This is a genomic window from Candidatus Chromulinivoraceae bacterium (genome assembly GCA_035478595.1).
Classification (GTDB): domain Bacteria; phylum Patescibacteriota; class Saccharimonadia; order Saccharimonadales; family Saccharimonadaceae; genus CAMLKC01.
This window is the reverse complement of record DATIJL010000012.1, coordinates 1-25,434: the sequence shown is the minus strand read 5'-3', so window position 1 is coordinate 25,434 and position 25,434 is coordinate 1. Positions and strand designations below refer to the sequence as shown.

Annotated in this window: 25 protein-coding genes and 2 tRNA genes; 10 read left to right on the top strand and 17 right to left on the bottom strand. The window is 46.5% G+C overall.

The window, feature by feature from the left end; genetic code table 11:
- Positions 1 to 185 precede the first annotated feature (185 nt).
- Positions 186 to 647: a hypothetical protein gene (locus VLG36_03525; protein ID HSW77841.1), complete on the bottom strand. Its 462-nt coding sequence runs from the start codon at positions 645 to 647 to the stop codon at positions 186 to 188.
- A gap of 157 nt (positions 648 to 804) precedes the next feature.
- Between VLG36_03525 and VLG36_03520 the strand changes: the two genes are divergently transcribed.
- Together VLG36_03520 and VLG36_03515 are read left to right on the top strand one after the other, a co-directional pair.
- Positions 805 to 1,626, top strand: a complete 822-nt coding sequence (locus VLG36_03520) for an IS982 family transposase (GenBank protein ID HSW77840.1) — start codon at positions 805 to 807, stop codon at positions 1,624 to 1,626.
- 62 nt (positions 1,627 to 1,688) lie between these two features.
- Positions 1,689 to 2,108 carry a VOC family protein gene (locus tag VLG36_03515; GenBank protein HSW77839.1) on the top strand — a complete coding sequence of 140 codons (420 nt, stop codon included), beginning with the start codon at positions 1,689 to 1,691 and terminating at the stop codon, positions 2,106 to 2,108.
- A gap of 86 nt (positions 2,109 to 2,194) precedes the next feature.
- Here the strand turns inward: VLG36_03515 and VLG36_03510 are convergent, their stop codons facing one another.
- Entirely contained in the window at positions 2,195 to 2,869 is a 675-nt protein-coding gene (locus VLG36_03510; protein HSW77838.1) for a nuclear transport factor 2 family protein, read from the bottom strand.
- A 122-nt stretch (positions 2,870 to 2,991) separates the two neighbouring features.
- Here VLG36_03510 and VLG36_03505 point away from each other — a divergent pair, with 122 nt between their 5' ends.
- Complete coding sequence (locus tag VLG36_03505) at positions 2,992 to 3,477, top strand: heme-binding protein (protein ID HSW77837.1); 486 nt, start codon at positions 2,992 to 2,994, stop codon at positions 3,475 to 3,477.
- 126 nt (positions 3,478 to 3,603) lie between these two features.
- Here the strand turns inward: VLG36_03505 and VLG36_03500 are convergent, their stop codons facing one another.
- The 4 genes from VLG36_03500 to VLG36_03485 all read right to left on the bottom strand — a co-directional run bounded on the left by VLG36_03500 (position 3,604) and on the right by VLG36_03485 (position 6,733).
- The gene (locus VLG36_03500) at positions 3,604 to 4,590 is read right to left on the bottom strand and encodes a Fic family protein (protein HSW77836.1); all 987 of its coding nucleotides are present in this window, start codon (positions 4,588 to 4,590) and stop codon (positions 3,604 to 3,606) included.
- Positions 4,591 to 4,790: 200 nt separating this feature from the next.
- Positions 4,791 to 4,866, bottom strand: a tRNA-Phe gene (locus VLG36_03495).
- Positions 4,867 to 4,927: 61 nt separating this feature from the next.
- A complete protein-coding gene (locus VLG36_03490; GenBank protein ID HSW77835.1) occupies positions 4,928 to 5,677 on the bottom strand; it encodes a slipin family protein in 750 nt (249 codons plus the stop codon).
- Complete coding sequence (locus VLG36_03485; GenBank protein ID HSW77834.1) at positions 5,678 to 6,733, bottom strand: D-alanine--D-alanine ligase family protein; 1,056 nt, start codon at positions 6,731 to 6,733, stop codon at positions 5,678 to 5,680.
- A 59-nt stretch (positions 6,734 to 6,792) separates the two neighbouring features.
- Between VLG36_03485 and VLG36_03480 the strand changes: the two genes are divergently transcribed.
- The gene (locus tag VLG36_03480; protein HSW77833.1) at positions 6,793 to 7,965 is read left to right on the top strand and encodes a replication-associated recombination protein A; all 1,173 of its coding nucleotides are present in this window, start codon (positions 6,793 to 6,795) and stop codon (positions 7,963 to 7,965) included.
- Here the strand turns inward: VLG36_03480 and VLG36_03475 are convergent.
- From VLG36_03475 to VLG36_03465, 3 genes are all read right to left on the bottom strand, one after another.
- On the bottom strand, positions 7,962 to 9,560 hold the full coding sequence (locus VLG36_03475) for an alpha-amylase family glycosyl hydrolase (GenBank protein ID HSW77832.1): 1,599 nt from the start codon (positions 9,558 to 9,560) through the stop codon (positions 7,962 to 7,964). The genes VLG36_03480 and VLG36_03475 overlap by 4 nt on opposite strands.
- A 291-nt stretch (positions 9,561 to 9,851) precedes the next feature.
- The gene (locus VLG36_03470) at positions 9,852 to 10,061 is read right to left on the bottom strand and encodes a hypothetical protein (protein ID HSW77831.1); all 210 of its coding nucleotides are present in this window, start codon (positions 10,059 to 10,061) and stop codon (positions 9,852 to 9,854) included.
- Between the two features lie 119 nt (positions 10,062 to 10,180).
- Positions 10,181 to 12,067 (bottom strand): alpha-amylase family glycosyl hydrolase, encoded by a 1,887-nt coding sequence (locus VLG36_03465; GenBank protein ID HSW77830.1) that lies wholly within the window; start codon positions 12,065 to 12,067, stop codon positions 10,181 to 10,183.
- Positions 12,068 to 12,188: 121 nt separating this feature from the next.
- Here VLG36_03465 and VLG36_03460 point away from each other — a divergent pair, with 121 nt between their 5' ends.
- Entirely contained in the window at positions 12,189 to 13,343 is a 1,155-nt protein-coding gene (locus tag VLG36_03460) for a glycosyltransferase family 4 protein (GenBank protein HSW77829.1), read from the top strand.
- Here VLG36_03460 and treF read toward each other — a convergent pair.
- From treF to VLG36_03445, 3 genes are all read right to left on the bottom strand, one after another.
- On the bottom strand, positions 13,340 to 14,917 hold the full coding sequence (gene treF, locus VLG36_03455; protein HSW77828.1) for an alpha,alpha-trehalase TreF: 1,578 nt from the start codon (positions 14,915 to 14,917) through the stop codon (positions 13,340 to 13,342). The genes VLG36_03460 and treF overlap by 4 nt on opposite strands.
- 139 nt (positions 14,918 to 15,056) lie before the next feature.
- Positions 15,057 to 16,877, bottom strand: coding sequence for a translational GTPase TypA (gene typA, locus VLG36_03450; GenBank protein ID HSW77827.1), 1,821 nt, complete (start codon positions 16,875 to 16,877; stop codon positions 15,057 to 15,059).
- 71 nt (positions 16,878 to 16,948) lie between these two features.
- Positions 16,949 to 17,377, bottom strand: a complete 429-nt coding sequence (locus VLG36_03445) for a MarR family transcriptional regulator (protein HSW77826.1) — start codon at positions 17,375 to 17,377, stop codon at positions 16,949 to 16,951.
- 107 nt (positions 17,378 to 17,484) lie between these two features.
- Here VLG36_03445 and VLG36_03440 point away from each other — a divergent pair, with 107 nt between their 5' ends.
- The 4 genes from VLG36_03440 to VLG36_03425 all read left to right on the top strand — a co-directional run bounded on the left by VLG36_03440 (position 17,485) and on the right by VLG36_03425 (position 22,194).
- Positions 17,485 to 18,912, top strand: coding sequence for an MFS transporter (locus VLG36_03440; GenBank protein ID HSW77825.1), 1,428 nt, complete (start codon positions 17,485 to 17,487; stop codon positions 18,910 to 18,912).
- 92 nt (positions 18,913 to 19,004) lie between these two features.
- The gene (locus tag VLG36_03435) at positions 19,005 to 19,529 is read left to right on the top strand and encodes a hypothetical protein (protein ID HSW77824.1); all 525 of its coding nucleotides are present in this window, start codon (positions 19,005 to 19,007) and stop codon (positions 19,527 to 19,529) included.
- Between the two features lie 335 nt (positions 19,530 to 19,864).
- Complete coding sequence (locus tag VLG36_03430) at positions 19,865 to 20,149, top strand: metal-sensitive transcriptional regulator (protein HSW77823.1); 285 nt, start codon at positions 19,865 to 19,867, stop codon at positions 20,147 to 20,149.
- A gap of 17 nt (positions 20,150 to 20,166) precedes the next feature.
- Positions 20,167 to 22,194 (top strand): heavy metal translocating P-type ATPase, encoded by a 2,028-nt coding sequence (locus VLG36_03425; protein ID HSW77822.1) that lies wholly within the window; start codon positions 20,167 to 20,169, stop codon positions 22,192 to 22,194.
- Positions 22,195 to 22,205: 11 nt separating this feature from the next.
- Here the strand turns inward: VLG36_03425 and VLG36_03420 are convergent, their stop codons facing one another.
- The 4 genes from VLG36_03420 to VLG36_03405 all read right to left on the bottom strand — a co-directional run bounded on the left by VLG36_03420 (position 22,206) and on the right by VLG36_03405 (position 23,958).
- Positions 22,206 to 22,478: a hypothetical protein gene (locus VLG36_03420; protein ID HSW77821.1), complete on the bottom strand. Its 273-nt coding sequence runs from the start codon at positions 22,476 to 22,478 to the stop codon at positions 22,206 to 22,208.
- Between the two features lie 77 nt (positions 22,479 to 22,555).
- Positions 22,556 to 23,098, bottom strand: a complete 543-nt coding sequence (locus tag VLG36_03415; protein ID HSW77820.1) for an alpha/beta hydrolase — start codon at positions 23,096 to 23,098, stop codon at positions 22,556 to 22,558.
- A 58-nt stretch (positions 23,099 to 23,156) separates the two neighbouring features.
- A complete protein-coding gene (locus tag VLG36_03410) occupies positions 23,157 to 23,798 on the bottom strand; it encodes a histidine phosphatase family protein (protein ID HSW77819.1) in 642 nt (213 codons plus the stop codon).
- A gap of 83 nt (positions 23,799 to 23,881) precedes the next feature.
- Positions 23,882 to 23,958 (bottom strand) — tRNA-Ala (locus tag VLG36_03405).
- 342 nt (positions 23,959 to 24,300) lie between these two features.
- On the opposite strand from VLG36_03405, the gene VLG36_03400 reads away from it, so the two are divergent.
- The gene (locus VLG36_03400; GenBank protein ID HSW77818.1) at positions 24,301 to 24,651 is read left to right on the top strand and encodes an RNA-binding protein; all 351 of its coding nucleotides are present in this window, start codon (positions 24,301 to 24,303) and stop codon (positions 24,649 to 24,651) included.
- A gap of 66 nt (positions 24,652 to 24,717) precedes the next feature.
- Here VLG36_03400 and VLG36_03395 read toward each other — a convergent pair whose 3' ends face one another.
- Positions 24,718 to 25,275, bottom strand: coding sequence for a non-canonical purine NTP pyrophosphatase (locus tag VLG36_03395; GenBank protein HSW77817.1), 558 nt, complete (start codon positions 25,273 to 25,275; stop codon positions 24,718 to 24,720).
- Between the last annotated feature and the right edge of the window lie 159 nt (positions 25,276 to 25,434).

Below are 25,434 nucleotides of genomic sequence, written 5' to 3'. Positions count from 1 at the left end.
TCATTAAAAATTGTTTACCTGACCATTATAACGCACTTTTTATCAGAGGTCAACGGATTAAAAAAATCCTCAAGCGACAAACACGTTATCACTTCAGGATTTCTGCTACAGAAATCCGCTGTAGCACCGGGGGTGCTGAGGGCGAGCTGCGCGCCCGCCCTCCGCACCGAGGTCGCAGTGAACGACTAGCTGATGTAGCCTCGCTTCTTGGCGACCTTGTAACCGAGGTAGAGCGCGACGCCCAGGCCGGCCACGATGACCAGCATGAACACCAGTCCGATTAGGACGCCCACGAGCTCCGCCAGGGCGAAGCCGGTCCACAGGGACCCGACAGCCAGTGTGATCACCAGCCACATCGGGGTCGCGAGCGAACCCATGGCGTCCTTACGAAGCGACGCCTTGTCGATCGGGTGTCCGGCGTGAGCCGCGCTGATGCGCTTGACCTCGGCGCCGAAGTACTTGAACGCGCCGACGATGTTCACCACCAGCAGCGCGAGCGCCACGACGGTGAAGAACGATCCCGCGAACGCGACGGACAGCAGCCCAGCGACGAGCATGGTGGCGATCGCCCACACGGGCAACCGCAGCGTGCGATCGGTGAAGCTAGTCGAAGCAGCCATCTGCAACACATCCTTCGTCTGGAGCATGGCATCAGCCCTGCTCTGTCACTTTTGACCTGACAACAATATATTTATCACGCCGTATTGTCAACAAGTTTTTTAAGAGACCTGAGTCTCAAAACCCTCCAAATGCAAATACGCATCTGCTATCCTTGAAGTGACAAAACAAAAAAGGAGAAGCAACATGCGTATTTTACGTTCTCATCATATCAAGAATTTAATTGAGGTGGTAGATACCTTCTTGCCCCGTACGGGCGTGAGCCCGCACGGCGGCAGACCAATTATTCTTCACGTCAACGACGTCATTGGACTACTACTCTTCAGTAGCATGGTTGCTCCGCAGCGTACACTCAAAGGAGTGTACGTCTGGGCACAAACCTTCTACTACCGTCGCTTTCAGTTTCCTTCGTACAAGTCATGGGTACGGAAGTGCCACCAGGCACTTCCGAGCATGTTGGCCATGCTTGACCAACTGCTCGTGAAAGACAGTGTGCTCCGCTTCATGGACAGTACCATGCTGGAAGTCTGCCGCTTAGTTCGAGCCGACCGCCACAAGGTGGCGAGAGGAATCGCCGCCTTCGGCAAGAATTGGCAGGGCTGGCACTACGGCTTTAAGTTGCATGCGGCGTGCAACACACGTGGCCAACTGGCGGCCGTTTTCTTTACACCCGCCAATGAAGCGGATAGCCAACAGATACCTCGACTCGTGAATGACGCTACCACCGTCGCCGTAGGCGACGGTGGCTACACTGCCAGCGTTATGAGACGAAAGATGTGGCGAGAACACCATGCCTACATTGTTTCGCCACCGCATCCCACGCAGAAAAAGAAAGTACTGGCCCGCTGGCAGCTAACGCTGCTGCGGGCTCGACCACGGATTGAATGCGTCTTTGACTATCTTAAAGAACATCTCTTCTTACAGAGTTCGTTTCCCCGCTCGGTGAACGGCTACGCCGTTCACTACATCCGAACATTGCTCGCGTACCAGCTTATGTGGGGGTTTTGAGACTCAGGTCCTACATAATTGACAACGCGTGTCAGTGAATGAACTATATGCTATACTTATACTTGCAAAATGAAAGTAATGAGGAGTCAAAAATGTTCAATCCAAAAACAGCACTCAGCGCGTTCTCGGCAAAAGATCTCAATGCCGTAAGGAGTTTCTATACTGAGATACTTGGTCTCGAAGTGAAAGATTCGCCAGCAGGCTTAGAAATTAACCTACCCGGTGGCGCAAAGATCGCCGTATATCAAAGCGACAAAAACCAACCAGCAGCATACACCATGCTAAACTTTTTCGTTGATGATATTGACGAAGCAGTAGATGCTCTTACTAAACGAGGTGTCATGTTCGAACGTTATGAGGATATGGGCTTTCCGCAAGACGAGAAAGGTATCGCTCGCGGTCTTGCAGCGCATAAAGGTCCAGATGCAGCTTGGTTCAAGGATCCGCAGGGTAATATCTTAGAGGTACTTCAAGTAGCATAATAGGTTCCCTATTTCATCAAGAACGAGGCAGAATGCCTCGTTCTTGATTCATGAGATTAGAAGAATAACAGCCTACCAATGAGAGCTTATTTACTCAGGTGTTCATGTGTTACCCGCCATCGTCCCTTGATACGGGCGACCACATTCGTACCTCTACCTTCATATACCTGGCGCTCTCCATTGACAATCCCATCCGATTTAAAATTATAGCTACACGCTGAGACCCAGTAATTTTTGCCAACCCAGCGAACGTCTGAAATCGTATATGTTTCGTCTTTAATATTCCCCCAGGTTTCCTCAAAAGCTTTTCGTACCTCCTGCTTGCCTTGGTATTGACCGTTCGTAAACCAGAATGACGCATCGTCAGCGATGAAGGGCGCGACCTTATTGAAGTCACGACTATTTGCAGCCTCTTCGTATGCCTTTAGGAAGGTATCTAGCTCACGCTGCAATTCTAGCTTGTCGTTAATTGTGATCGCTTCGCCTTTCTTAATGTCACGTAGTGCAATATCACCTTCAGACGTAGGCAAAGTACTAGGATTGTCATCGTGATTAACATAACGTTCAGGTGTGGAGAAGAGATATATCTTACCGCCAAACGTATGCGTCCACTCCCACTCACCATCAGGCAACGTGTCGAAATCTTCCTGAGTAAGCTCCTTGAGTCTGAACTGTATAACTACTTCACCTTTTTTGAAATCACGAGCGGCGTAAACCCCTCTACCCGCAAGAGCACCTTCGCCGATTATCACATCTGCCATTAATTTTTCGCCTCACATTTACCTGATTATATACTCTTATCATAGCAGGCCGTCATCAAAGTTAGAGATAGTGCCAATATACTTTTGGTGTTGTAGATTATGAATCTAGTATACTAGTAATAATGAAGAATTTTACTGATCAAGATGCAGCGGATCTCGTACAAACCGCTGTCGATATAGCCAAAACAACCACTACAGACGAAGGTGGTATAAAGCCGGCGGCTATCTGCTGCATAACTTCCCAGCCCGACGTCATGGCCGTCCCTACCGTTTCTAGACGTATGGATGGCGTCAAAGCGTTGAGCGCTACAACTGCTCTCCATATTGCCTTCACCGTGTTAGCATACGGCGCAGATTCGATAAAACATGCCAACAAGCTGAAAGACGGATCATGGTCAGAAGCCGATATGTTATTTCGTCAAACTACCGCTCCGATGTTCTTGCCATGGGATGGCGGTATCGTCGTCATGGACGAAGACGGAGAGCTGCTATGCGCCCTGGCAGCAGCTGGACGAACATCTGAGGGCAATCGTCGCCTGATGGTTCTTGCAGCTCACAAGATGGGGTATAAGACAAATTTTGACGAGAAGGGCGAACCACTCCAATAGTCGTGCTCTCCCAGGCCAAAATAAGAAGTAGAGCAACTCTGCAAACAAAAAATCCGAAGAAATATAATTTTCGGATTTTTGTCTTTTTGGATAATCTTGGTGGACCCCGACAATATCTGGGCGATACTACCTTGAGAGTTCTTTGTCTAGTATTTTAGACAAAGGCTTAACACTGTTGAATTCGTAAAATGATAGGTATGCAAGCGCTAGCTCACGAGCTTCAGTCTTACGTAAACTAAAACCCTTACCTATAGTAGTGATGAGTAATGCATTTGCAAGCATGCGACCTGTTCGTTTATTACCATCCTCGAATACTTGGAGATACGGAATAAGCGTTAACGCAAGTAAGGCTCGAGCGAAAGGATCTGCAACACGGCTTATAACTGACAAGACCGTATCAACAGCTTCTCTTAGCTGCTGTGGACCAGAGAGTGGTTCGTAGTTGCTCGCACTAATACGAACTATCTTTTTTCGGACACCGCTTTCAATACCTAGATTTCGTCCAATAATACGATGTAGCTCCTCAATAGTAGGAAAAACTACAGATGACGTGAATAACTCTGGATTTTCAACTATAAACGATATAGCATCTTTATGATTAAGTATCATTTGCGTTTCAAATTCAGTTCTATTTTTCGCCTTAATGCCTTCAGTTAAAAGAAGTTGTGTATCGAGAAGTGTGTACGTATTGCCTTCTAGAGAAGAGGACTTCCAGGACAGCTCAACCGTTAAATACTCCAGTTCCTTAGGGGTCATTTGAGTACCGGGCTCATATTTCACAGCATGATTACCGAATAGTTCTTCCAAGACCTCGCTGGAAAGACCGTCGAGCCAAGCGATAAATTGATGATTAAGCGTTGTTGATGGACGATTCTCATCTTCCAGAAGCTTCTCGTCTATGTCCGAGACGATAAGTTGCGGGTAGTTAACGCTATACGTCGGATTATTGTTTGTTCCATTTCTCGTGATTATCCCCAAGTCCACTAGTCTTATCAGTGAACGCTGGATAGATCGAATATCGACGCTCTTAAGCTGTTCACTTATCGCAGGAGCTGTCTCATAGCCCTGTAGAAGATATATAAGCACGTACGAACTGCTTTTGTTTAATCTCATACGACAATTTTAGCATAATTTTCAGAAAAATATCCATTTTTGTCGTATGAAGAATATTGTAATAGCCGTCTACATTTAGATTAACTAGGGTCATCCACACCGAGTCACCCTCCCAGACCGGAATTGAAATAACAGAGGCGACATAAAACAAATAGTTCCAGAAAATAAAATCTGGAACTATTTGTATCTACTGATAATTTTGGTGGCTCCTCCCAGACTTGAACTGGGGACACAAGGCTCTTCAGGCCTCTGCTCTACCAACTGAGCTAAAGAGCCACACAGGCAGTATTAAACTGCAACTTCACCATTTTACTAGAGATGGACGTTTTTCACAAGGCTACTTGCCCATAAGCTTCGAAACAGCATTCGTCAGTTCCGAAGGTAGAACAACAACTGTTTTTTGACTTGGCTCCACAGCAATCTTCTCGAGAGTTTGAAGTGTACGAATATTAATACCGCCTGCCGCCTTCGAGAGGATACCTGCAGCATCCGCCACAGCCTGTGCTGCTGCCTTTTCGCCTTCGGCCGTAATAATAACCGCTCGACGCTCACGCTCGGCCTCAGCCTGCTTTGCCATCGCACGCTTCATATCCTGTGGCAATTCAATATTTTGGATTTTCACGCTCTCTACATCAATTCCCCACTTCTCAGTTTGGACATCGACAATCTCTTTAATTTGGGTGCTGACTTCGTTCCGCTTTCCCAGGAGTGAGTCGAGTTCTACATTTCCCGTTACATCACGTAATGCAGCCTGAGCGAACTGACTACTTGCATATATGTAATTCCTCACTTCAAGCACAGCCTTTTCGGCATCCTTTACCTTAAAATACACTACCGCATCAACATTAACGGTGACGTTATCTTGTGTGATAACCTCTTGTTTAGGAATATCGATGGTATTAGTACGAACGTCAACCTTAATCATTCGCTGAAAGACAGGCACGATAACGCAAAGACCAGGAGTTCGCATACCTGTGAACTTTCCTAGCGTCAAAACAACACCTCGTTCGTACTGGTTGACAACTTTTATGCCACTAAAGATATAGATCAAAACAATGATTACTATTGTTACTGCTAGTCCGTCCATTTATTCCTCCGTATCTTCAGTGTCTGCCCGCGAGCCATCAAATGCAAGACTAATCAGTTGGTCGATGAGCTCAGAATATGATATTCCCTTTTGGCGCCATAGTTTTGGATACATACTGATGTTTGTAAAGCCAGGCAATGTATTAATCTCATTTACATACACTGTGCCGTCATCAGCTAAGAAGAAATCCACCCGTGAAAGCCCACTGCACCCTAACACCTCAAAGGCTTTTGCTGCTAACTGCGTTATTTTTGCTTCATCGCGCTCTTCGAGCTCAGCGGGAATGATAACCTGCGAGGTGCTAGTAGCTGCGTATTTAGCGTCATAGCTGTAAAAATCGTCACCCGGTTTGACTTCACCTACACCGCTAGCTTTGTGATTAGGAGGATTACCGAGTACAGCTACTTCTAGCTCTCGACCAGTAATTCCGCGCTCTATCAGCACTGTCTTGTCGTGCTGATGTGCCGTTTCGAGTGCGCGAACCAGCTCTTCTTCGCTATATACCTTGCTTACCCCAACAGAGCTACCTGCTCTAGATGGCTTAACGAACATCGGCGAGCCAAGACGCATACTAAGCTGGTTAAAGTCCGGTATAGCCGCACCATCACGATGAACCTCGTACGGAGCAACCGACATACCGTTTTTAGAAAGCACTTCTTTAGTCGCAACCTTATCCATACAAAGCGCGCTAGAAGTCATGTCACAACCAACAATAGGGATATGAAGTAGCTGTGATAAGCCTTGAACACTACCATCTTCGCCGTTTTTACCGTGTAATATAGGCAGGATAACATCTGGCTTAACGACACGACTGCTTGGAATAGTAATAAAGCTACCTGCGCCCATAACTGGCGTAAGCTGAGGTGCGCCGTGAGTATCTAGCTCGTTACCAAGCTTATCTATAAGCCACCACTTACCTAAACGATCAATATAACCAAGAAGAACGGTATATTTAGCATCATCTATGGCAGCATACACATTGCGTGCAGAAGAAATCGAAACATCGTGTTCGGATGATTCACCGCCGAAAAGTAGTAATACGGTAGTTCGATCCATTAAAGACTAGTATACCTCCAACTAGCATACCTGTAAAATATACGCGTATAATAAAAGAGATGGAGAGAGTGCCGTTAGCAGAAAAAATGCGTCCTCAAACGCTGGATGAGGTGGTTGGACAAACCCACCTGCTTGGTGATGGTGAAATTTTGCGGCAGATTGTTCGTAAAAAAGAGCCTGTGAGCCTTATTTTATGGGGACCACCCGGCAGCGGCAAGACAACCCTTGCTCGTATTATTGCGCGCGAGACCAACGCGGAGTTTATTGAGCTTTCAGCCGTAACAAGCGGTAAAAAAGATGTTGAGAAAGTTGTTGAGCACGCTCGTCAAAACTGGAACCTCCAACTGCGAACATTACTATTCGTGGATGAGATTCATCGCTTTAACAAAGCTCAGCAAGATGCGTTTTTACCACACGTGGAGTCTGGTCTTATTACTCTTATAGGCGCGACTACCGAAAACCCGAGTTTTGAGGTTATCTCGCCGCTACTTTCACGAAGTCGTGTCCTCGTATTGCAGCCGCTTGCAAAAGAGGAGATTATCAATATTCTAAAGCGTGCGCTTAAGGACTTAAAATCGACTAAACGAGTCACGCCAAAGGCACTCGACTACCTAGCCGAGCTATCTGGGGGAGATGCCCGCGTTGCACTTGGTAACCTAGAACTAGCTCTTTCTCTAGATGAAAAAGTCACACCTGAAATCGTAAAAACCGCTGCTCAAAGGCGAGTACCTGGCTACGATAAAAAGGGTGAGATGCATTACAATGTCATTTCAGCTTTTATTAAAAGCATGCGCGGTGGCAATGTCGACGCAACGCTCTATTATCTAGCTCGCATGATTGATGCTGGCGAAGACCCGAAGTTTATTGCTAGACGAATGATTATTTTTGCATCCGAGGATATCGGTCTCGCTGGAAACGGTGCGCTGGGCCTAGCACTTAACGCGTTCCAGGCGGTGGAGCGAATTGGTATGCCAGAAAGTAACTATGTGCTATTTCACACCGCCACTGCCCTTGCTAAAGCGACTAAATCGCGCCAAACGACAGAGGCAATGGGTCGAGCTCAAGCTCTCGCCCGCCAGTATCCGGACGCGCCCGTACCGCTCCATCTGCGAAATGCACCGACAAAGCTCATGAAGGATTTGGGATACAACAAAGATTATAAATGGGAAGCTGATTTTAAACATCAAAAAGGCTTCTTACCCGATGAACTGCAAGACAAAAAAATATTTTAATCTTGGTGGTAGCGCGTAATAAGTCCTTGATGAGGTTCAAGGGTTGCGCAGCTTTCAGTATCCCATTGTATAGACGGATGCGTCGAATAGATAACTGCGCCTTGAACCTCTTGACAGTTTACTGGCGTATCGGACATATTAAAGAGCATCAGGAATACATGGTCACCGCTTTTACGTGTATAGCCAAAGACTTGGTCATTCGAACCCTCCCACCGATGATAAACTCCCGTGTGAAGATCGTGCTCATGACGCAGCTCGAGTAGCGAATGATACATAGAAAGAAACGATGATGGATCCTCCAACTCTGTATCTACGTTATTCTGCGCACTATCATCAGCAACTGGTAGCCATGGCCTATCTACACTAAAACCAGCATTTTCACCGGCCGTCCACTGCATTGGCGTACGCTCTGGGTCTCGGCCAAGTCGCGGCTGCGCGAGGCCAAAAGGATCACGAACAATCTCTTGCGGCATAATCACATCGTGCATGCCAAGCTCATCGCCATAATAAACTACTGGAATACCTGGAAGCGTCAATTGCATCATACCGATCAATTTAGCCTGTTGATGACCAACACGGCTCACTAAGCGGGATTGGTCATGGTTGCTAAAGCAATAGAATGGTCGCAGCTCTCTGCCTAAAAGATCTTGAAAATTATCTATAAACCCACGAAACGCAGAGGCCGAATAGGATGTCCGCATTCCATCGAAGTTAAAAGGCGCCGCCACTTTTGGATAGATAGAATAAAAATTAACATACTGAGCATCTTCGTTAATTCGCTCGTCCGGATAATCTTCAAACAAGATAATGCGGTCAGGATATTTAGCCACAGTAGCAGCGATTTCGTATAGATACGAGTCGAGCAAGTCACCGTAACGGCTACGTAGTTGCAGTTGCTTATGATATGGGTCGTCGCCCTCCTTGTAGTTAGGGTTGGGTGGATTATCCTCGAAAAGCACCGTATCTTTAGAGAGCCAGCGCACTGCATCGGCGCGGATACCGTCGACCCCCATAGATAACCAATAATCAAGCACATCGGTCATTGCTTTTCGAACTACTGGGTTATCCCAGTTAAGATCGGGTTGTGCCGACAAAAAGCTATGTAGATAGTATTGGCCGGTTACTTCGTCATATTTCCATGCAGACCCGCCAAAAACACTCAGCCAGTTATTAGGCGGAGAGCCATCCGGCTTGGGATCGTGCCATACGTACCAATCACGACGCAGATTATCACGCGAACTTCGCGACTCTTTAAACCACTCGTGTTGATCGGATGTGTGGTTTGGTACATAGTCAATCATCACCTTAATTTCACGACGATGCGCTTCTTTAAGCAAGCTCTTAAAATCATCGTTCGTACCAAATAATGGATCTACAGTGTAATAGTCGGAGATATCATACCCAAAGTCTGCCATCGGAGACTTAAAAAAAGGTGAGATCCAGATTGCGTCAATCCCAAGCGAGTGCCGACCATCCTTTATGTAACGAAGTTTTTCAATGATGCCTGGTAAATCACCAATACCATCTCCGTTGGAGTCTTTAAAGCTACGGGGATATATCTGATAGATGCCATTAACATCGTGCCAGCGTGTCATGTGCTTATTGTAGCAAGTTTATGCTTTAAGGGTATTCGTATTATTTGTTAGTAACACATATAACTGCAACGCAACAGTTCACTCAATCAACACAAATGCTTTTCTTATAGTTAAAGAAAACACCTGATACCTTCATATTGTCTGGGGACGGATTCAATCAGGCAACTCGCGGCAAAAGATTAGATTTGCAAAGTTTGATACCTATACTTCAATTTCAATATCGTAATGGCAATTTTCTATTACCTCCTGAAGTCGCATAGTACGACTTCAGGAGGTACGTGGAGTGTGACCCTACCGTCGTGATCCACTGCCAGGGGACCAGATGCGACTGTCAGACGAAGAAGACACGGTACCACTTGATGGATCATCCTTGAGTTGCCGGAACGCCTCACGGATGATCTCCAGCGGGTATTTATCGCCCAAGATGCGCTGCACGCCGATGGCGGTGTGCTCTCCATAATTGCGCATGACGTGGCGTTTGACATCGTCGATCAGATTCATTGCATTTCCTCTCGAAACGAACAATACTGGCATGATCATTCTATTCTAATCAAAAAATGAATACAACTACCACTATAAAGTTATATTGAAACTTTTAGCCCGTAAAACATACAGGTAATCTATACGCTACTATCAATCAGATACGATTCGTCCGGCAAAAGGGTAATCGGTCGTTCAAAATCAACTTCTTCATCACCCCGCTGCTTACCTTTAGATGATGTCATGGTGATTCTACCTCTCGTTTGACCCACATCAAGCACCGATACTGTTACTGTATCCTGCGTAAGATTAGTGAGAGAAATAACCTGTCGTCTTTTGTTAGTAGGATCGTTGCGGGCGAAGACCAGGACGTTAGGATTATCAGTATGAAGCATTCTTATACCACCCTCATGAAGTGCATCATCTTCGATACGTCGTTTGAAGACCTCTTTTACCATACGATATGGTGAATTTGGGTCTTTAGCTTGTAGCTCAAGATTATCATCTCGGTTAACACTGGGGTCTGCCGCCCGTAGCCACATTTTTCCTGATTCTGCCTTGGAGAATCCACCTTGCGGCGAACCATCCCATGGAATAGGAATGCGCTCACCATCCCGCTTTCCAATATCACCATCTTTTTGCAAGTCCTTGGGAACAATCATATTTGGTCGTCCCAACATATCACCCTGCCATGTATAGAGCGCCCCTGGCAGTGCAGCCAGCATAAGATGTGCCGCCCGCGCCGTAGCAGCTGCGCCAAGTCTCGTACGCAGAGTATCAACATCATGGTTACCCGTTACTTGGTTAGGCATAGCGCCCTCAAGCACGCTCATGCGCTCATAGTAGTTACGTACTACTTTACCAATATTCCTGGCAACCCAGTACTCACGATTAGTATTAAGCAGCATTTCAAAATTAAAGACATTCGCCTGGGATGGACTGAGATTGTCAAGGCGAGTGTCATCACCCAGTGCTGACATCCAATCTTCAAACACTAGGCGAATATTTCTGCCTTGGTAGGCATCTTCATCAAGAACCGAAAGTAGATCCGCCGCATAGTTGCCTAATTCTGGCCAATGACTTACTAGTCGCTTCTGCTCCCACTGATCATGAGGATTAGTGACGCCGGGATTATACTCACCTAAGCTCTGCCCTGTTGGCGCCGGATCCTCATCTCGAAACTCTGTATCTTTACCGATATGGTTCATCACATCTACTCGAAAACTATCAACTCCAAGATCAAGCCAAAAACGAACCACATCTTTAATCTCTTCTCGTACGACAGGATTGTCCCAATTAAGGGTCGGCTGCTCCTTCATAAATTCAGCAAGGTAAAATTGCTGGCGTTCTTTATTCCAAACCCAGGCTGTTACTGCCGGAATAGTAATGCCATCCGGAATTTCACCATCGTATTCTTCACGTATCCTATCAATCTGTGGCAACGAGAAAATGCTCGACCAATTGTTGGGAACTGTGAGACCTTCAGGCAACTCTTCAAGGCGATCAGCGCCGACAATGCCCTCGGGTAGCTCGCCCTCAATAGGATCACGCCAAATGTAATAGCCCTCGTATTTATCATGATCAGGGTGATCTACGTCGTAAGAAGCCTTAAACCATTCACTTTGATCCGATGTATGGTTTGGAACAAGATCAAAGATCACACGTATGTCACGTCGATGTGCTTCATCGAGCAGCAACTTTACGTCGTCTAGCGTACCGAGCTCCGGATTAACCTGATAGTAATCCGAAATATCGTAATTGCCATCAAGTCCGGGCGATGCGTAGATGGGACCGAGCCAGATTGCTGTAATTCCTGACTCCTGCATCCAATCAAGCTTACTAATAATTCCAAGTATCGAGCCGATTCCACGATGTGTTTCACCCTCAGGTCGCTCTTCATTAAACGTACGGGGATAAACATGAAGCACGTTCTCGTTCCAGTTACGCGTACGGTACGTCTCCTGTCTCAGAAATTGATCGACCTCAACATCGTCCTGCGGCATACTTTTTCTGAGATATTCGCTCATAATCGTAGTATATACCTCATTCTTATCAGAGTATCAACAGTACGCCAGCAAAATGTAGACTATACAACATATCCACACAAGGTGTATACTTGGTATAAACAGCAATGGAAGTATTTAACCTATGAAGATTGCCATGATGGTGAGGGGCTTTATGACCTCTCCTGTGTCGAATGACATAGCCTATTCTCCAACCAACGTTGCAATACCAATTGCCGAGGGTCTAGCGGCAAAAGGTCATGACGTCACCTTCTTTGGCCCTGAGGGCACTCACCTTGAGGGTGTTGAAGTCATCACAAATAACGTTCGTCCCCTTGTAACGACCGCTCAACAACTACATGAGATGGTTACAACTAACGACCTCTTTCAGGACTATCTACCAAGTCTTTACGACCAGTACATGGTACGCGATATGTTTGAACGTGCGAAAGCGGGTGAGTTTGATGTACTTGTATTTCACCACCCAGAATCTGCAATGGGCTTTGCCAGACTCTATCCTAAGGTTCCCGTTTTATATGTACTCCACGACTACCTGGACGAAAAGCGTCGCCAAGTCATAGAGATGAACCTTTCTCCAAACCAGCACTTCGTTTCTATTTCCAATAGCCAGCGACGTGACGCGCCCGACCTACCTTATGTTGATACAGTTTACAACGGCATCGACACAGATCTCTTCACCTATAGCGAAGACGCCGAGGACTATTTGATATACGCTGGCCGTATTGTGCCGGAAAAAGGTGTGAGAGAGGCTGTCCAAGTTGCTCTTAAAACAGGTCGTCGATTATTCCTGATTGGCCAGGTACTCCCAAACTACCAGTGGTATTTTGATGAGTATATTAAGCCTCACCTTAGCGACCGCATCCTTTACTTAGGTCTTATCGATCAAGAACAGCTAAAGCGCTACTACCAGAAGGCTGCCGCGCTTTTGATGCCAATTCGATGGGAAGAACCATTCGGACTCACCATGGCAGAGGCCATGGCTTGTGGTACACCAGTTATTGCCTTTAGGCGAGGTTCCGTCCCTGAGGTGATTGTTGATGGTAAAACCGGTTTTATAGTGGAAAACACCGCCGACATGACCGAAACCATCGAAAACATTAGCAAGATTAAACGACGTGATTGCCGTCAGCACGTTGAGCATCACTTTACGCTTTCGCACATGGTCAATCAATACGAGTCTGTCCTTAGTAGCATTGTGTACAGTACGCCGCCTAAAACAAAAGCCTTTATCAAGGGTGTTCGTCTTATTTCTGAGAAAATTGTCGATCAGCTGCGCTAGTTATTTTTATCGTCTTCGTTTAAAAGTGCCGCTAATACGCCATTTGTCCAACCAAAACCGTCTTGCAACGGGTATTCACCACCACCGCCCACACCACTTGGGTCAATGACGTCATATTTTTCGATCATCTTGCCTTTAGTTTCAAAGACGCGCACGTTTGTAGCTATCCAACGATGTTTAATCTCATCCGCTAGCTGGTGGTGACCGTAATTGCGCAAACCTTCGATAACGATCCAATGCAGAGGTGCCCAACCATTTGGCGCATCCCACTGCTGACCCGTCTCTATTAATGTCGTCACAAGCCCGCCATCCTTTAAAAAGTCTTCTTCGAGTCGCTTAGCAACAGCTGCTGCCTGCTTAGTAGTGGCGATCTTTGCGTAAAGTGGAAAGACACCTGCTAACGTAAGCCTGTGCGTTTGTTCTTTTTTGTGAAAGTTATAATCCCCAAAGAAACCATCCGTCTCGCTCCAGCAGTATTCTTGAATACCATGTTCTCGCTGATCAGCCGCAGCCTGAAATTTACGGGCAAGTAGCGGCTGACGCAGCAGACGGTATGTCTCAGCGATTGTTTGTTCCAAGATACAAAGAAGGCTATTAAGATCAACCGGAGCAATATCAGCGGTGTGAATAGTGCGAATATCATTAGGATCGACAAACCAGCGTGAGCTAAAGTCCCAACCCGATTCTGCACCAGCGCGCAAATGCAGATAGAGGCGGTCTGGCTCGCGGTCAGTTGCTTCGCCCGCCGTCTCCACATCTTCGCGAAGGGATTCGGGACGAGGTGTCGCCTTGTTGTCATAATATCTGTTAAGCAGAACGCCATTGGGCATCTCCGCAATACGAGCGAACGATTTATGTTCATACTTAGCGAGCGTACGTTTGCCTTTCATCCAAAAACGGTATTCAAGCAACATGTACGGCAGATACTCAACGAGCGTTCGCGTGCGACCCTTGTGACGAGCGAGTAATTTGACCATTAAAGCAAAAAACGGTGGCTGACTGCGGCTTAAAAAGTAGGTACGGTTAGCGGTTGGGATGAAACCAAATTTACGGATCATGTAGGCATAATTCTTGATCATACCCTCAATCATGTCCCAACGATCATCGGCTGCAAGACCCAACATTATAAAGTAGCTATCCCAGTAGAACTGCTCGCTAAACCGACCACCCGGCACGACATAGGCGTTAGGAAGTGCAATGAGCGAACCGCGATCACGACGATTTTTGCGCTCAAGCACATGCCAAAGCTCGGTAATGTGTTGCCTTGGCGTCATGGTCATATCAGTGTGGTACGTTCCGTTGTAACTACCAAACTCATAAAAATGACGAGAAACAAAATCACGAAGATCAAATTGAGGATCGTCCTTCGAAAGGAGATATTCCTGCTGGATATGCTTCATACGCCGACGAGGTATTAGATCAACAAACGTTTTACCGTCACCGTATACTCGGCGGTTTTGCACATCTGCAAACAACTCACCAAGCGCCTCATCTGGACTTTTGGCCGTCGGAATTAAACCGCCTGTAGCAGCGACAATCGTTGACTTGATTTTATTTTCGCCTGGTATTTTCATATAGTTCCTATTGGGATGTATCAAGTATAGTGGTAACGCTTGGAAGGTTCAATGGACTGTAGGGAGATAGCCTACGTAATAAAATCAACACAAAAAGCCCCATCTACACAATAGACAGGGCTTTTTATATGATCAGTTACTACTTAGCTGCACGCTTGCGTTGATTTGGATCAAGGAAACGCTTACGGAGTCGAAGTGATTTTGGTGTCACTTCAAGCAATTCGTCATCCTCAATGAAGTCGATACATTGCTCAAGGCTCAGTTCGGTGTACGGTGTTAGCTGAACCGTACCATCACTGCTACTACTACGCATATTTGTGAGGTGTTTAGCCTTACAGACGTTGATATCAAGGTCATCGTGACGGTTGTAAACACCGATAACCATACCTGCATAGACTGTTGTTCCTGGCCCAACGAACAAATCACCACGAGATTCGGCAGTTTGCAGTGCGTATGGTGTTGTCACTCCTGGGTCAGTTGCAACAAGTGCACCGTTACGGGTTTTCTGCAGTTTAGGACCAAGTGGTTCATAGCCATGCGGCAAGGTGTTCATGATAACCGTGCCCTTAGTCGCAGTCAAAAGGAGGTTACGAAGGCCAATCAGCGCACGAGTAGGCAAAATGAATTCAGTACGAGTGGTTCCACTGCTGGTTTGTTCTTGACGAACCATAGCAGCACGACGAGTACCAAGTTCTTGGCTTACAGTACCGAGGAACTCAGGAGCAACCTCAATCAGTAGTTCTTCAACTGGTTCTTTTACAACACCGTCTTCTTCGATTGTCACTACTTGAGGACGACCAACTTCAAACTCAAAACCTTCACGGCGAAGTGTTTCGATAAGTACAGAGAGGTGAAGCTCACCGCGACCGCTGACCGTAAAGCCGATACCGTCGTCTGCTACACGAAGACTTACGTTCGTTTCAAGCTCTTTCTTAAGACGATCACCGATTTGGCGACTTGTGTTAAACTCACCCTCTTTGCCCTTCATAGGACTGGTGTTTGGACCAAGATACATGCTTAGTGTTGGGGCCTCGATATCGATAACGGGTAGCGCCTCAGGCTGTTCCTTATCGGCAATCGTTTCACCAATATGCGCTTCAGCAATACCGGTAAGCGCCACAATATCACCTGCACCAGCTTCAGTAATTTCTTCACGGTTAAGACCACGATAGCCGAATATGCGGTCGATTTTGCTATTAATCTGCGTGCCATCGCGCTTAATAAGCACGACTGGCATGTTCTTTTTTACACTTCCACGCGTAATACGGCCAATGGCATACTTACCAAGGAAAGAGTCGTATTGCAGTGAGGTTACAAGTAGTTGAAGAGGCTTTTCAAGCTCAACGGTAGGTGCTGGAATATCTTTAATGATAGCTTCAAAGATAGGATTAAGATCAGCGTGCTCTGATGGGTTCTCAGGAATAGTCGTCCAGGCTTTTCCTTCGCGACCAATAGCAAAGTAAACAGGATAATGCAGCTGACTGTCATCGACAGCAAGTTCCAAGAAGAGATTAGAGATCTCGTCTTCTACTTCAGCGATACGGCGTGAAGGCTTGTCGATTTTGTTAATAATAACAACTGGCTTAAGGCCAAGCTCGAGTGCCTTTGAAAGCACGAACTTAGTCTGTGGCATTGGGCCTTCCTGAGCGTCTACAATAAGTAGAACGCCGTCGGCCATGTTAAGCGTGCGTTCTACCTCACCACTAAAGTCGGCGTGCCCAGGGGTGTCAATAATGTTGATTTTGTAATCGTTATGATAGATAGATGTCTGTTTAGCCGTAATAGTGATACCACGCTCATGCTCCTGGTCACCGCTATCCATGATAAGGTCCTGGCTCATTTCAGCCTGGTTGTCACGGAACGTGTTACTTTGCTTTAAGAGGCCATCAACAAGCGTCGTCTTTCCGTGGTCGACGTGCGCAATAATAGCAATGTTGCGTATAAATTTCTGATCTATCATAAAAATAATGCCCCTTTGGGGACAATTCCTTGTTACTAGTATAACACAGATTGAACTATTTGAAAAGCGCTCTAGCTTATCGGCCGCAAGATCACAAGCAGTGTCTCTTTGAGGTTATCACGCTGAGTGGGTGTCAGTTCACTAAAAGAAGGTAACTGATAGTCGTTCAACTCATGGAAAAAGCGATTTCGAAGCTTTTCACCCTCTTTTGTGAGGGCGATCATCTTAACTCGGCGATCTTCTGGATTTTCTTCACGAACGATATATCCAGCTGACAGCAAACGATCAACAATACCCGTAACATTAGAGGCATCACAAAGTAGTGTAGAGGAAAGCCTGTTCATAGGAACACCCGCACCAGGGTCAAGAATAGCCAGCGAGTGTAATTGTGCAACAGTCAGCCCATACGTATCAGCCAATCTTATTAACCCCTGTTTAGCTTGAAAGGCAACACGAAGAAGGAGCCAATAGAGATTATCACTATTACGTGCGTCATTCATAAATCGTATTTTATCCCATTCAACATTTTTTTGCAAATTACTTGACTACATCAACTATATTAATATACGATAGTTGATGTAGTCAAGTAATTTAAGAAAGGAACTATATGAAAGAACGATCACGATGGATCATTCTCACACTCCTCGCTCTTGCCCAGTTTATGGTTGTCCTCGATACCTCGGTGGCCAATGTTGCCCTTCCGGCAATCCAAAAAACACTCGGCTTTGATGCGAGCACACTCCAATGGGTTATAACCGCCTACGCCCTTACCTTTGGCGGTACATTACTATTAGGTGGACGTGCAGCCGACTTATTTGGTCGTCGTCGCACACTTCTTTTTGGGATAACTGGGTTTACCTTGATTTCCCTGCTAATCGGTTTATCGAATTCAGCAACTCTTCTGATTGTACTCCGTGCACTACAGGGAATGTCTGCTGCATTCATGTCACCGAGCGCTCTCTCTATCGTGCTGACAACCTTCCGCGAAGGTAAAGCCCGCAATACCGCTCTTGGTGTATGGACAGCCGTTGCTGCCGGCGGTGCCGCTGCAGGCTTAGTAGTAGGTGGCTTGCTCACCGAATACCTTAACTGGCGCTGGAACTTCTTCGTCAACGTACCGGTTGGTATCTTTGCCGCAATCGGAATATTAAAGTTTGTGCCTCCACATAGTTCAACGGCTTCACATCGTCATCTTGACCTCCCAGGCGCCCTGCTGGTTACTTCAGGTCTTATGACTCTCGTCTATGGCCTGACCGAAGCTCCTCACTGGGGCTGGCTAAGTACGGGCACTATCGGATTCCTTGCTACAAGTATCTTACTTCTCGTCTCCTTTTTGTGGAACGAGTCACGTGCTTCACATCCGCTTATGCCACTGTCTATCTTTAAAATTCGAAACGTCGCTGGCGCCAACGCCATCATGACTCCAATTATGGCAAGTATGCTCGGCATGTTCTTTCTTCTGTCGCTCTACATCCAGGTTGTCATGAAGTATGAACCTGTTCAGGCTGGCATCGCTTTCCTGCCGTTCCCTGCAATGCTAGCAATCATCTCAAACACTGTGCCTCGACTTATTCCTAAGTACGGTTACAAGCGCTTTTTAATGATTGGTACGTTCCTTCTTGCTGGCGGTTTGGTATGGCTGAGCCAGCTAACGCTCGCTAGCAACTATGTAGTTAGTATTTTGCCAGCTATTATTCTAATGGCCGCCGGCATGGGCATGAGTTTCGTCTCAGTAAACATTGCCGCTACTTCTGGCGTACCAGCTAATGAAGCTGGTCTGGCGTCTGGTATGGTCAATACCTCCCAGCAAATGGGTGGCGCCCTCGGACTCGCCGTTCTCTCTGGTGTGGCAACCTCTGTAGCTCAAGGGCCAGCTAACCTCGGACCTGTCACCGCCCTACTTAATGGTGATAAGCGCGCATTTCTCGTTGCAAGCTTCTTTGCCCTCGCTGCTTTCTTGATTGCAAGTTTCGTCATCCGTGAGCAACCAAAAACTACGCAAAACACAGTGGTTGAACCTGTTTCTGTACACTAAATTTGACAATATACACATAATGTATTCACATTTTTATCAAAAAATGTTAATATAGATTGTCAAGATTTGGCAGACGAAAATGGAGGTGTAGCGTGCACACGATTATCCTCGCGGCAGTGCCACACGTGCTCAAGCCCGTGGCAACGCCGACCTGGATTACTCAGCTCATGCTGTCGATGCTCGCCGTGATCGCGGCCGATCAGTGGGCGGACAGGATCCCGGGCGTCAACAAGCTCGGCAACCGGATCCCCCAGGTCATCGTCCTGATGATGACCGCGACGGCCGTCTCGACGCTTCAGGACACCCACCTCATCGGGTCGTTCTCGAAGCGTCTCATCGACCTGTCCAACCAGCTCGGCGCTGGCCTGAGCGGACTGTGGAACATCGGCGGTGTCGTCGTCGCAGTCATCCTGGCCGTCATTTTCGGATTTCGCTACATGAATTCCGAGAAGCTGTTCTGGGATGGCTTCCTCTTCGGTCTCGTCATGACAGCGTTGGCGACACTGGTGCCTTGGGTCGGGTACGCGCTAGAATTCTGGCGCTATTCGTTCCTAACCGGGTTCATCAACGTAGCCACCATCGTGGTCGGATGGGCAGGTAACCTCTCCATCTCGTGACACTGCTGTCCCCCGCCCTGAACCTAGGGCGGGGGACAGCCAGACGAACCGAATATATAAGAAACAGACACGCTACAAGCGTGTTTTTTGTTACCGCGTCATCATGCGCTACTTAAAACTGACCTCAATCGTCATGATAAATATTACCGCTTTAGTGATGGATCTATTCGCCAACATCCGAATACACTCCCCACCCCACGCTAGCATGCTATCAATAGTGGAATCAAACAGTAGACCCGCCAAGTGGTAACGTAGCGCTTAAAGGGTTTACACTTCAAGTGATTTTAGATCGGTAAATACTTTATCAATACCCCCTCGGGGTATACTATGAAGGTATGATACAAGACATTAAAGAACGAACAAATCGCCGTTCAAAAATCATTGAAGGCCAGTTTAAAGGGCTCGAAAAAATGATAGAGAACGAAGCTTATTGCATAGATATACTTACGCAAAGTCTAGCCATCCAAAGATCCCTCGCCTCTTTGAATAAGCTTATCCTTGAAAACCACCTGAAAACACATATTTCTCAGATACTTGGTTCTGGCGATGAAAAGCATCACGATAAAGCTATTCAAGAGTTGCTAAGTCTTTACGAACTCAATAATATTAAAAGTAAGTAGAAAGAATAGGAACACAAATGCCAGAACATATACAGCATCACAATCATCATCACTCACCAATGAAAGCTACCAGTCACGATAAACACGCTGGTCACAGTCCTGACATGTTCAAACAAAAGTTCTGGCTTAGTCTTGCCTTCACTATACCTACGGTTATATTTTCGCACGCAGTACAGGCTTGGTTTAATATCCACTTAACCTTCACTGGTGTCGAGTACATTCCACCTATTTTTGGCACGGTTATCTTTTTTTATGGTGGCATGGTATTCCTCAAGAGCGCTAAAGCCGAACTCGCCAATAAGCTCCCTGGCATGATGACACTGATCTCGATGGCGATCATCGTAGCCTTCGGCTATAGTCTAGCCGTAACGTTCAAAATCGTTGACGGTATGGACTTTTGGTGGGAACTCGCAACGCTAGTAACTATTATGCTTCTTGGCCACTGGCTAGAAATGGCTTCTGTTATGAAAGCTGAAGGTGCCCTCAACGAGCTTGCAAAGTTGCTACCCGACGAAGCGGAGCTTGTAGGTGATAACGATGACATAAAAAGAGTATCCGTTAGTGAATTAAAAGTAGGCGATATTATTCTGGTACGACCAGGCGGACAAATTCCAATAGATGGAAATGTGATCGACGGCGAATCGGATGTTAACGAATCGATGTTGACTGGTGAATCCAAACCGGTCAACAAAACAGCCCAAGCAAATGTAACAGGTGGCACAGTGAACGGAAATGGCTCACTACTGATTACTGTTACAAAAGTTGGTCAAGACACGGCGCTCGCTGGAATTATGAAACTGGTTGCAGAAGCGCAGAGTAGCAAATCTAAAACCCAAGTTTTAGCCGATAAGGCCGCATTCTACCTTACTCTCACTGCAATCGGTGCTGCGTTCATTACAGGGGTTGTCTGGATGATTATAGGTGAGACACCGTCCTTTATTCTTGAGCGTATCGTCACTGTGCTTATTATCGCCTGTCCGCATGCGCTAGGGCTTGCCATCCCGCTCGTCACCGCCATCTCCACAACGCTTGCCGCGAAGAATGGCCTACTTATTCGTGAACGGATTGCGCTTGAATCAGCCCGAGATATAGATGTCATATTATTTGATAAAACAGGTACGTTAACTAAGGGACAGCAAGGCGTTACAAACGTCTGGCCGACTGAAGGTTATACAGACGCAGATATCCTCCAGCTTACCGCTAGTCTTGAGCAACATAGTGAACATGTTATCGGGAAAGGCATCGTCCAAAGAGCAGAAGATAAGCGGCTGAAGCTAGAATCTCCTACTAAGTTCACGGCACTTCCTGGTCTTGGCGTACGGGGAAGCTTACGAGGTGAAGTCTACACCGCAGCCAGTCGCAGGTACCTAACCGAACAGAAGATAGAACTACCAAAAGCACTCGGCACCAAGACGAACAAGGCAGCAAAAGAGGGTAAGACCGAGGTCTTCCTCTTAAAAGAAAAGATAGTTCTTGGATGTATTACGCTAGCCGATGAAATCCGTCCGGAATCTAGAGAAGCGGTTACTAAGCTTCATTCTATGGGGATTGAAACAGCCATGATAACCGGTGATTCTCATGATGTTGCCGCCTATGTAGCTCGCAAACTTGGAATTGACCTCGTTTTTGCCGAGGTACGTCCAGAAGACAAAGCAACCAGGGTGAAAGAGCTACAAGCCAAAGGTAAACGTGTTGGCATGGTTGGTGACGGTGTTAATGACGCGCCCGCTCTTACCCAAGCAGATGTCGGTATTGCCATAGGAGCAGGTACTGATGTCGCAATTGAATCTGCTGGTATTGTGTTAATTTCGAGTGATCCGCTCGGAATCGTCAAAGTTATAACCTTGTCCCGCGCGGCTTATCGAAAAATGCTCCAAAACCTCGCCTGGGCCGCCGGTTACAATACCATCTCTATACCTCTCGCTGCAGGTGTAGCAGCCGGATTCGGTTTCGTACTCTCACCAGCCTTCGGTGCCATACTTATGTCACTTTCAACGATTGTCGTAGCGCTAAATGCACAACTACTACGCAAATTGCAGCTATAGAAATGCCAAAATCATTGCCAGAAAAAACCGAATACAAGCAACGTCATCACAACTGAACCTAGAATCTTACGGAGGACAGTAACGCCCTCTGCTATCTCTAGATACGCCCAGGTAAATAAGACTGCGTTACTGAGCTGCTCAAGCGCAAGGTGTAAGCGTCCGCTACTAGCGCCTAGTGTAAGGAGTTTTAGAACAATCCAAATCCATAAAAGCAAATTAGGCATCTGCCACAAGACAATACGTCCATCCCTATTTTTTAGAATAGATTCCGCTTTTTGCTTCATAGTCCTATCTTATATCAAAAGACATTCAACCGCTTCTTTTGGTGTAGAAACGCTGTGGATACCTACCCCAACTAGGGTTAGAGGTAGGTATCTTTCACATACTGCAATAATTCAGGGAAATTCTGTCTCTCGATAAAATGTCCAGCATTACGAATTCTCATTTCCGTCGGACGCAATTGACTAGCGATGTGTTCGAATTCAGACTGAGGAATATATGGATCGTTGTCACCCCATAGTAGGGCTATGTGTTTTTGATTAAATCTAATCTTTTCCCACTGCCATGGCTGGTCATAGTATCCACTCTCCTTTTCAAGCTCATCCCCTAAATCGGTATAACAAGGTGAAACAAGAATAGATCCAAGAAGCCTGTTTTCTTCAGCGTATCGCATAGCCGCAACCGCTCCTGAAGACCACCCAATAATGACGTCGTTCTTTCCGACCTTCACGTGATTCTTTAAGAAAGGTAGCCAATACTCGGAACGAGCGATGATAGAATCCGGCATAGTCTCGAAGAATGTCTCGAACCCAAGTTGTTCTAATTCGCTTTTAAGCCATGGCGCCCACGCAAAAGACCAGTGCGTTGACTGATTACCATGTATAAATATAAAGCGAGGTTTCATGTAGACATTATATCAACTAAAAAATCAAACACAGTCGCAACCAAACTTCAAGCTACAATTACTCGCTCGTGGGACGGTTCACGAATTCGACCCTCCACTGACCGTTGTCATACACAATACGTGTACGTGACGCATTGTCAATCGGGGTTTTGTATGTTTCTTCGTGAGTCTTACCTAAAAGTTTGCCAACGAAAGTCTTGATAACAACCCCATGGGAGTGCACCCAAATATATCTTGGCCCTTCGATAAGCTCAGGAGTTACGAGTGACTCCATAAAGGCGGCGGCACGTTCGTAAACGACATTCATCGATTCACCCCCTGGGGGAGCGAAGTCACTACCTAGACTAACCATTTCTCGTCTAATATCAGGATCGTCGTAAAGGGCGCGAGGCTGATTAGTCCACTCGCCTTGATCTAGTTCCTGCAGTCTATCGTCTACCTTCGGTTCAATAACTAGTCCCATCGCAAAGGCCGAGAGCTCGTGAGTACGCCTCGTGCGTACGGCTGGTGAACTGTAGACATCCATCGGTCTTAGGTCATGTGACATAGCATAACGACCGAGTTTTAATGCTTGGGTTTCACCCAGTTCACTCAAGTCGATTTCATTCTGCCTTCCACCTATAAAAGGGATCCGTGCATCTGCCATGTCTACGTTCATTCTTGATTCGGCATGGCGAATCAGATCAACGATCAAAGTCATATCTACCACTATATTACACGTTGACATGATTACATAGGATAACAAAAACAAGGCTTCTCAGCCTTGTTTAAAATATAGCGTCTTGGTGGAGCATATCGGATTTGAACCGATGACCTTTTCTATGCCATAGAAACGCGCTAGCCAACTGCGCCAATGCCCCGTAGTCTTGTTATTATAGCAAAAACTCACCCGGAATTTCCAGAGGTGAGTCTTCTAGGCTGCTACGCGCCCACCCTGGGGCACGTTACGTTTTTGGATCGTGTTTGTTTTTATACGCCAAGGTACCCCTTGAAGCGTACCAGCTTGATTTATATTATGCCTCGATCGCTCACCAAATACAAGCTTATGCTAGCTTTGGTTTACATAATATGATTAAATAAACTATGTTCAGAAGCATACGCGAAGCGTAGAAGTGTTATCACAATGGATACTCTTTCTTGCAAACGTTCGCCCCAAGGTCGATCTGACGACGAAAAAGTAAGAAGAAAGAGTACCAATTTACATGGCACAACAGAATCTTTTCATCGGTAGCCTTGCTTATAGCACTACTGATGACAGCCTAAAAGCTCATTTTGAGCAAATCGGCGAAGTAGCCAGCGCACGTGTCATCACTGACCGTGACAGTGGCCGTTCAAAGGGTTTTGGTTTCGTTGAATACGTTGACGAAGCTAACAACCAAAAAGCAGTCGACCAACTCGACGGCAAAGAGCTTGACGGACGCGCTATTAGCGTTGGTCTAGCTCGTCCTAAAGAAGACCGTCCTCGCCGTGATTTCAACGGCGGTGGTGCCGGTGGTCGTAGCAGCAGTAACAACCGTAGCGAAGGTGGTTCATTCCGCCAACGCAGCTGGTAGTTAGCTACACTTCTAGAAATACCCCGCTTCGGCGGGGTATTTTGTTATGGTAAGATACAACAAATTTTATGAATTTAGAAACGCACGAACTTTATCAATTGGTTTGATCTGCAGATACACTGCGTCGTATTCTTTATCTGTTAGTTCAGCACGCGTTCGACCGCTGTAGCCCTCGGGACAAAAAATCGCATCCCAGCCAAAACCATTATCACCTTTTGGTGCATCGGCTATTTTGCCATCAAGTCGCCCGTGGAATAATTCAAGTCGCTCACCGTCGTAGTAGGCGTACACACACTCGCCCGTTGCTTGTCGCGTCTCGAAGACGTCGGCAATACGACACATCTTCTCCAACCCATCGTCGATGGTGATAAAAAACTTAATGAACGGCCCTGGCAGGCCATCAAGACCCGCAAACGACAGTGCAACATCTTCAACTAGCACTGGCTTCTGGACAGCTGCATACGCCTGCTTAGCCTTATGTGCCGCGACCTCTTCAAGGCGAGGTGATTGAATCTCGTCAACATCTATTTTTTGATGTTTTAGTACCTGAGTCTCAAAACCCTCCAAATGCAAATACGCATCTGCTATCCTTGAAGTGACAAAACAAAAAAGGAGAAGCAACATGCGTATTTTACGTTCTCATCATATCAAGAATTTAATTGAGGTGGTAGATGCCTTCTTGCCCCGAGCGGGCGTCAGCCCAATTATTCTTCACGTCAACGACGTCATTGGACTACTACTCTTCAGTAGCATGGTTGCTCCGCAGCGTACACTCAAAGGAGT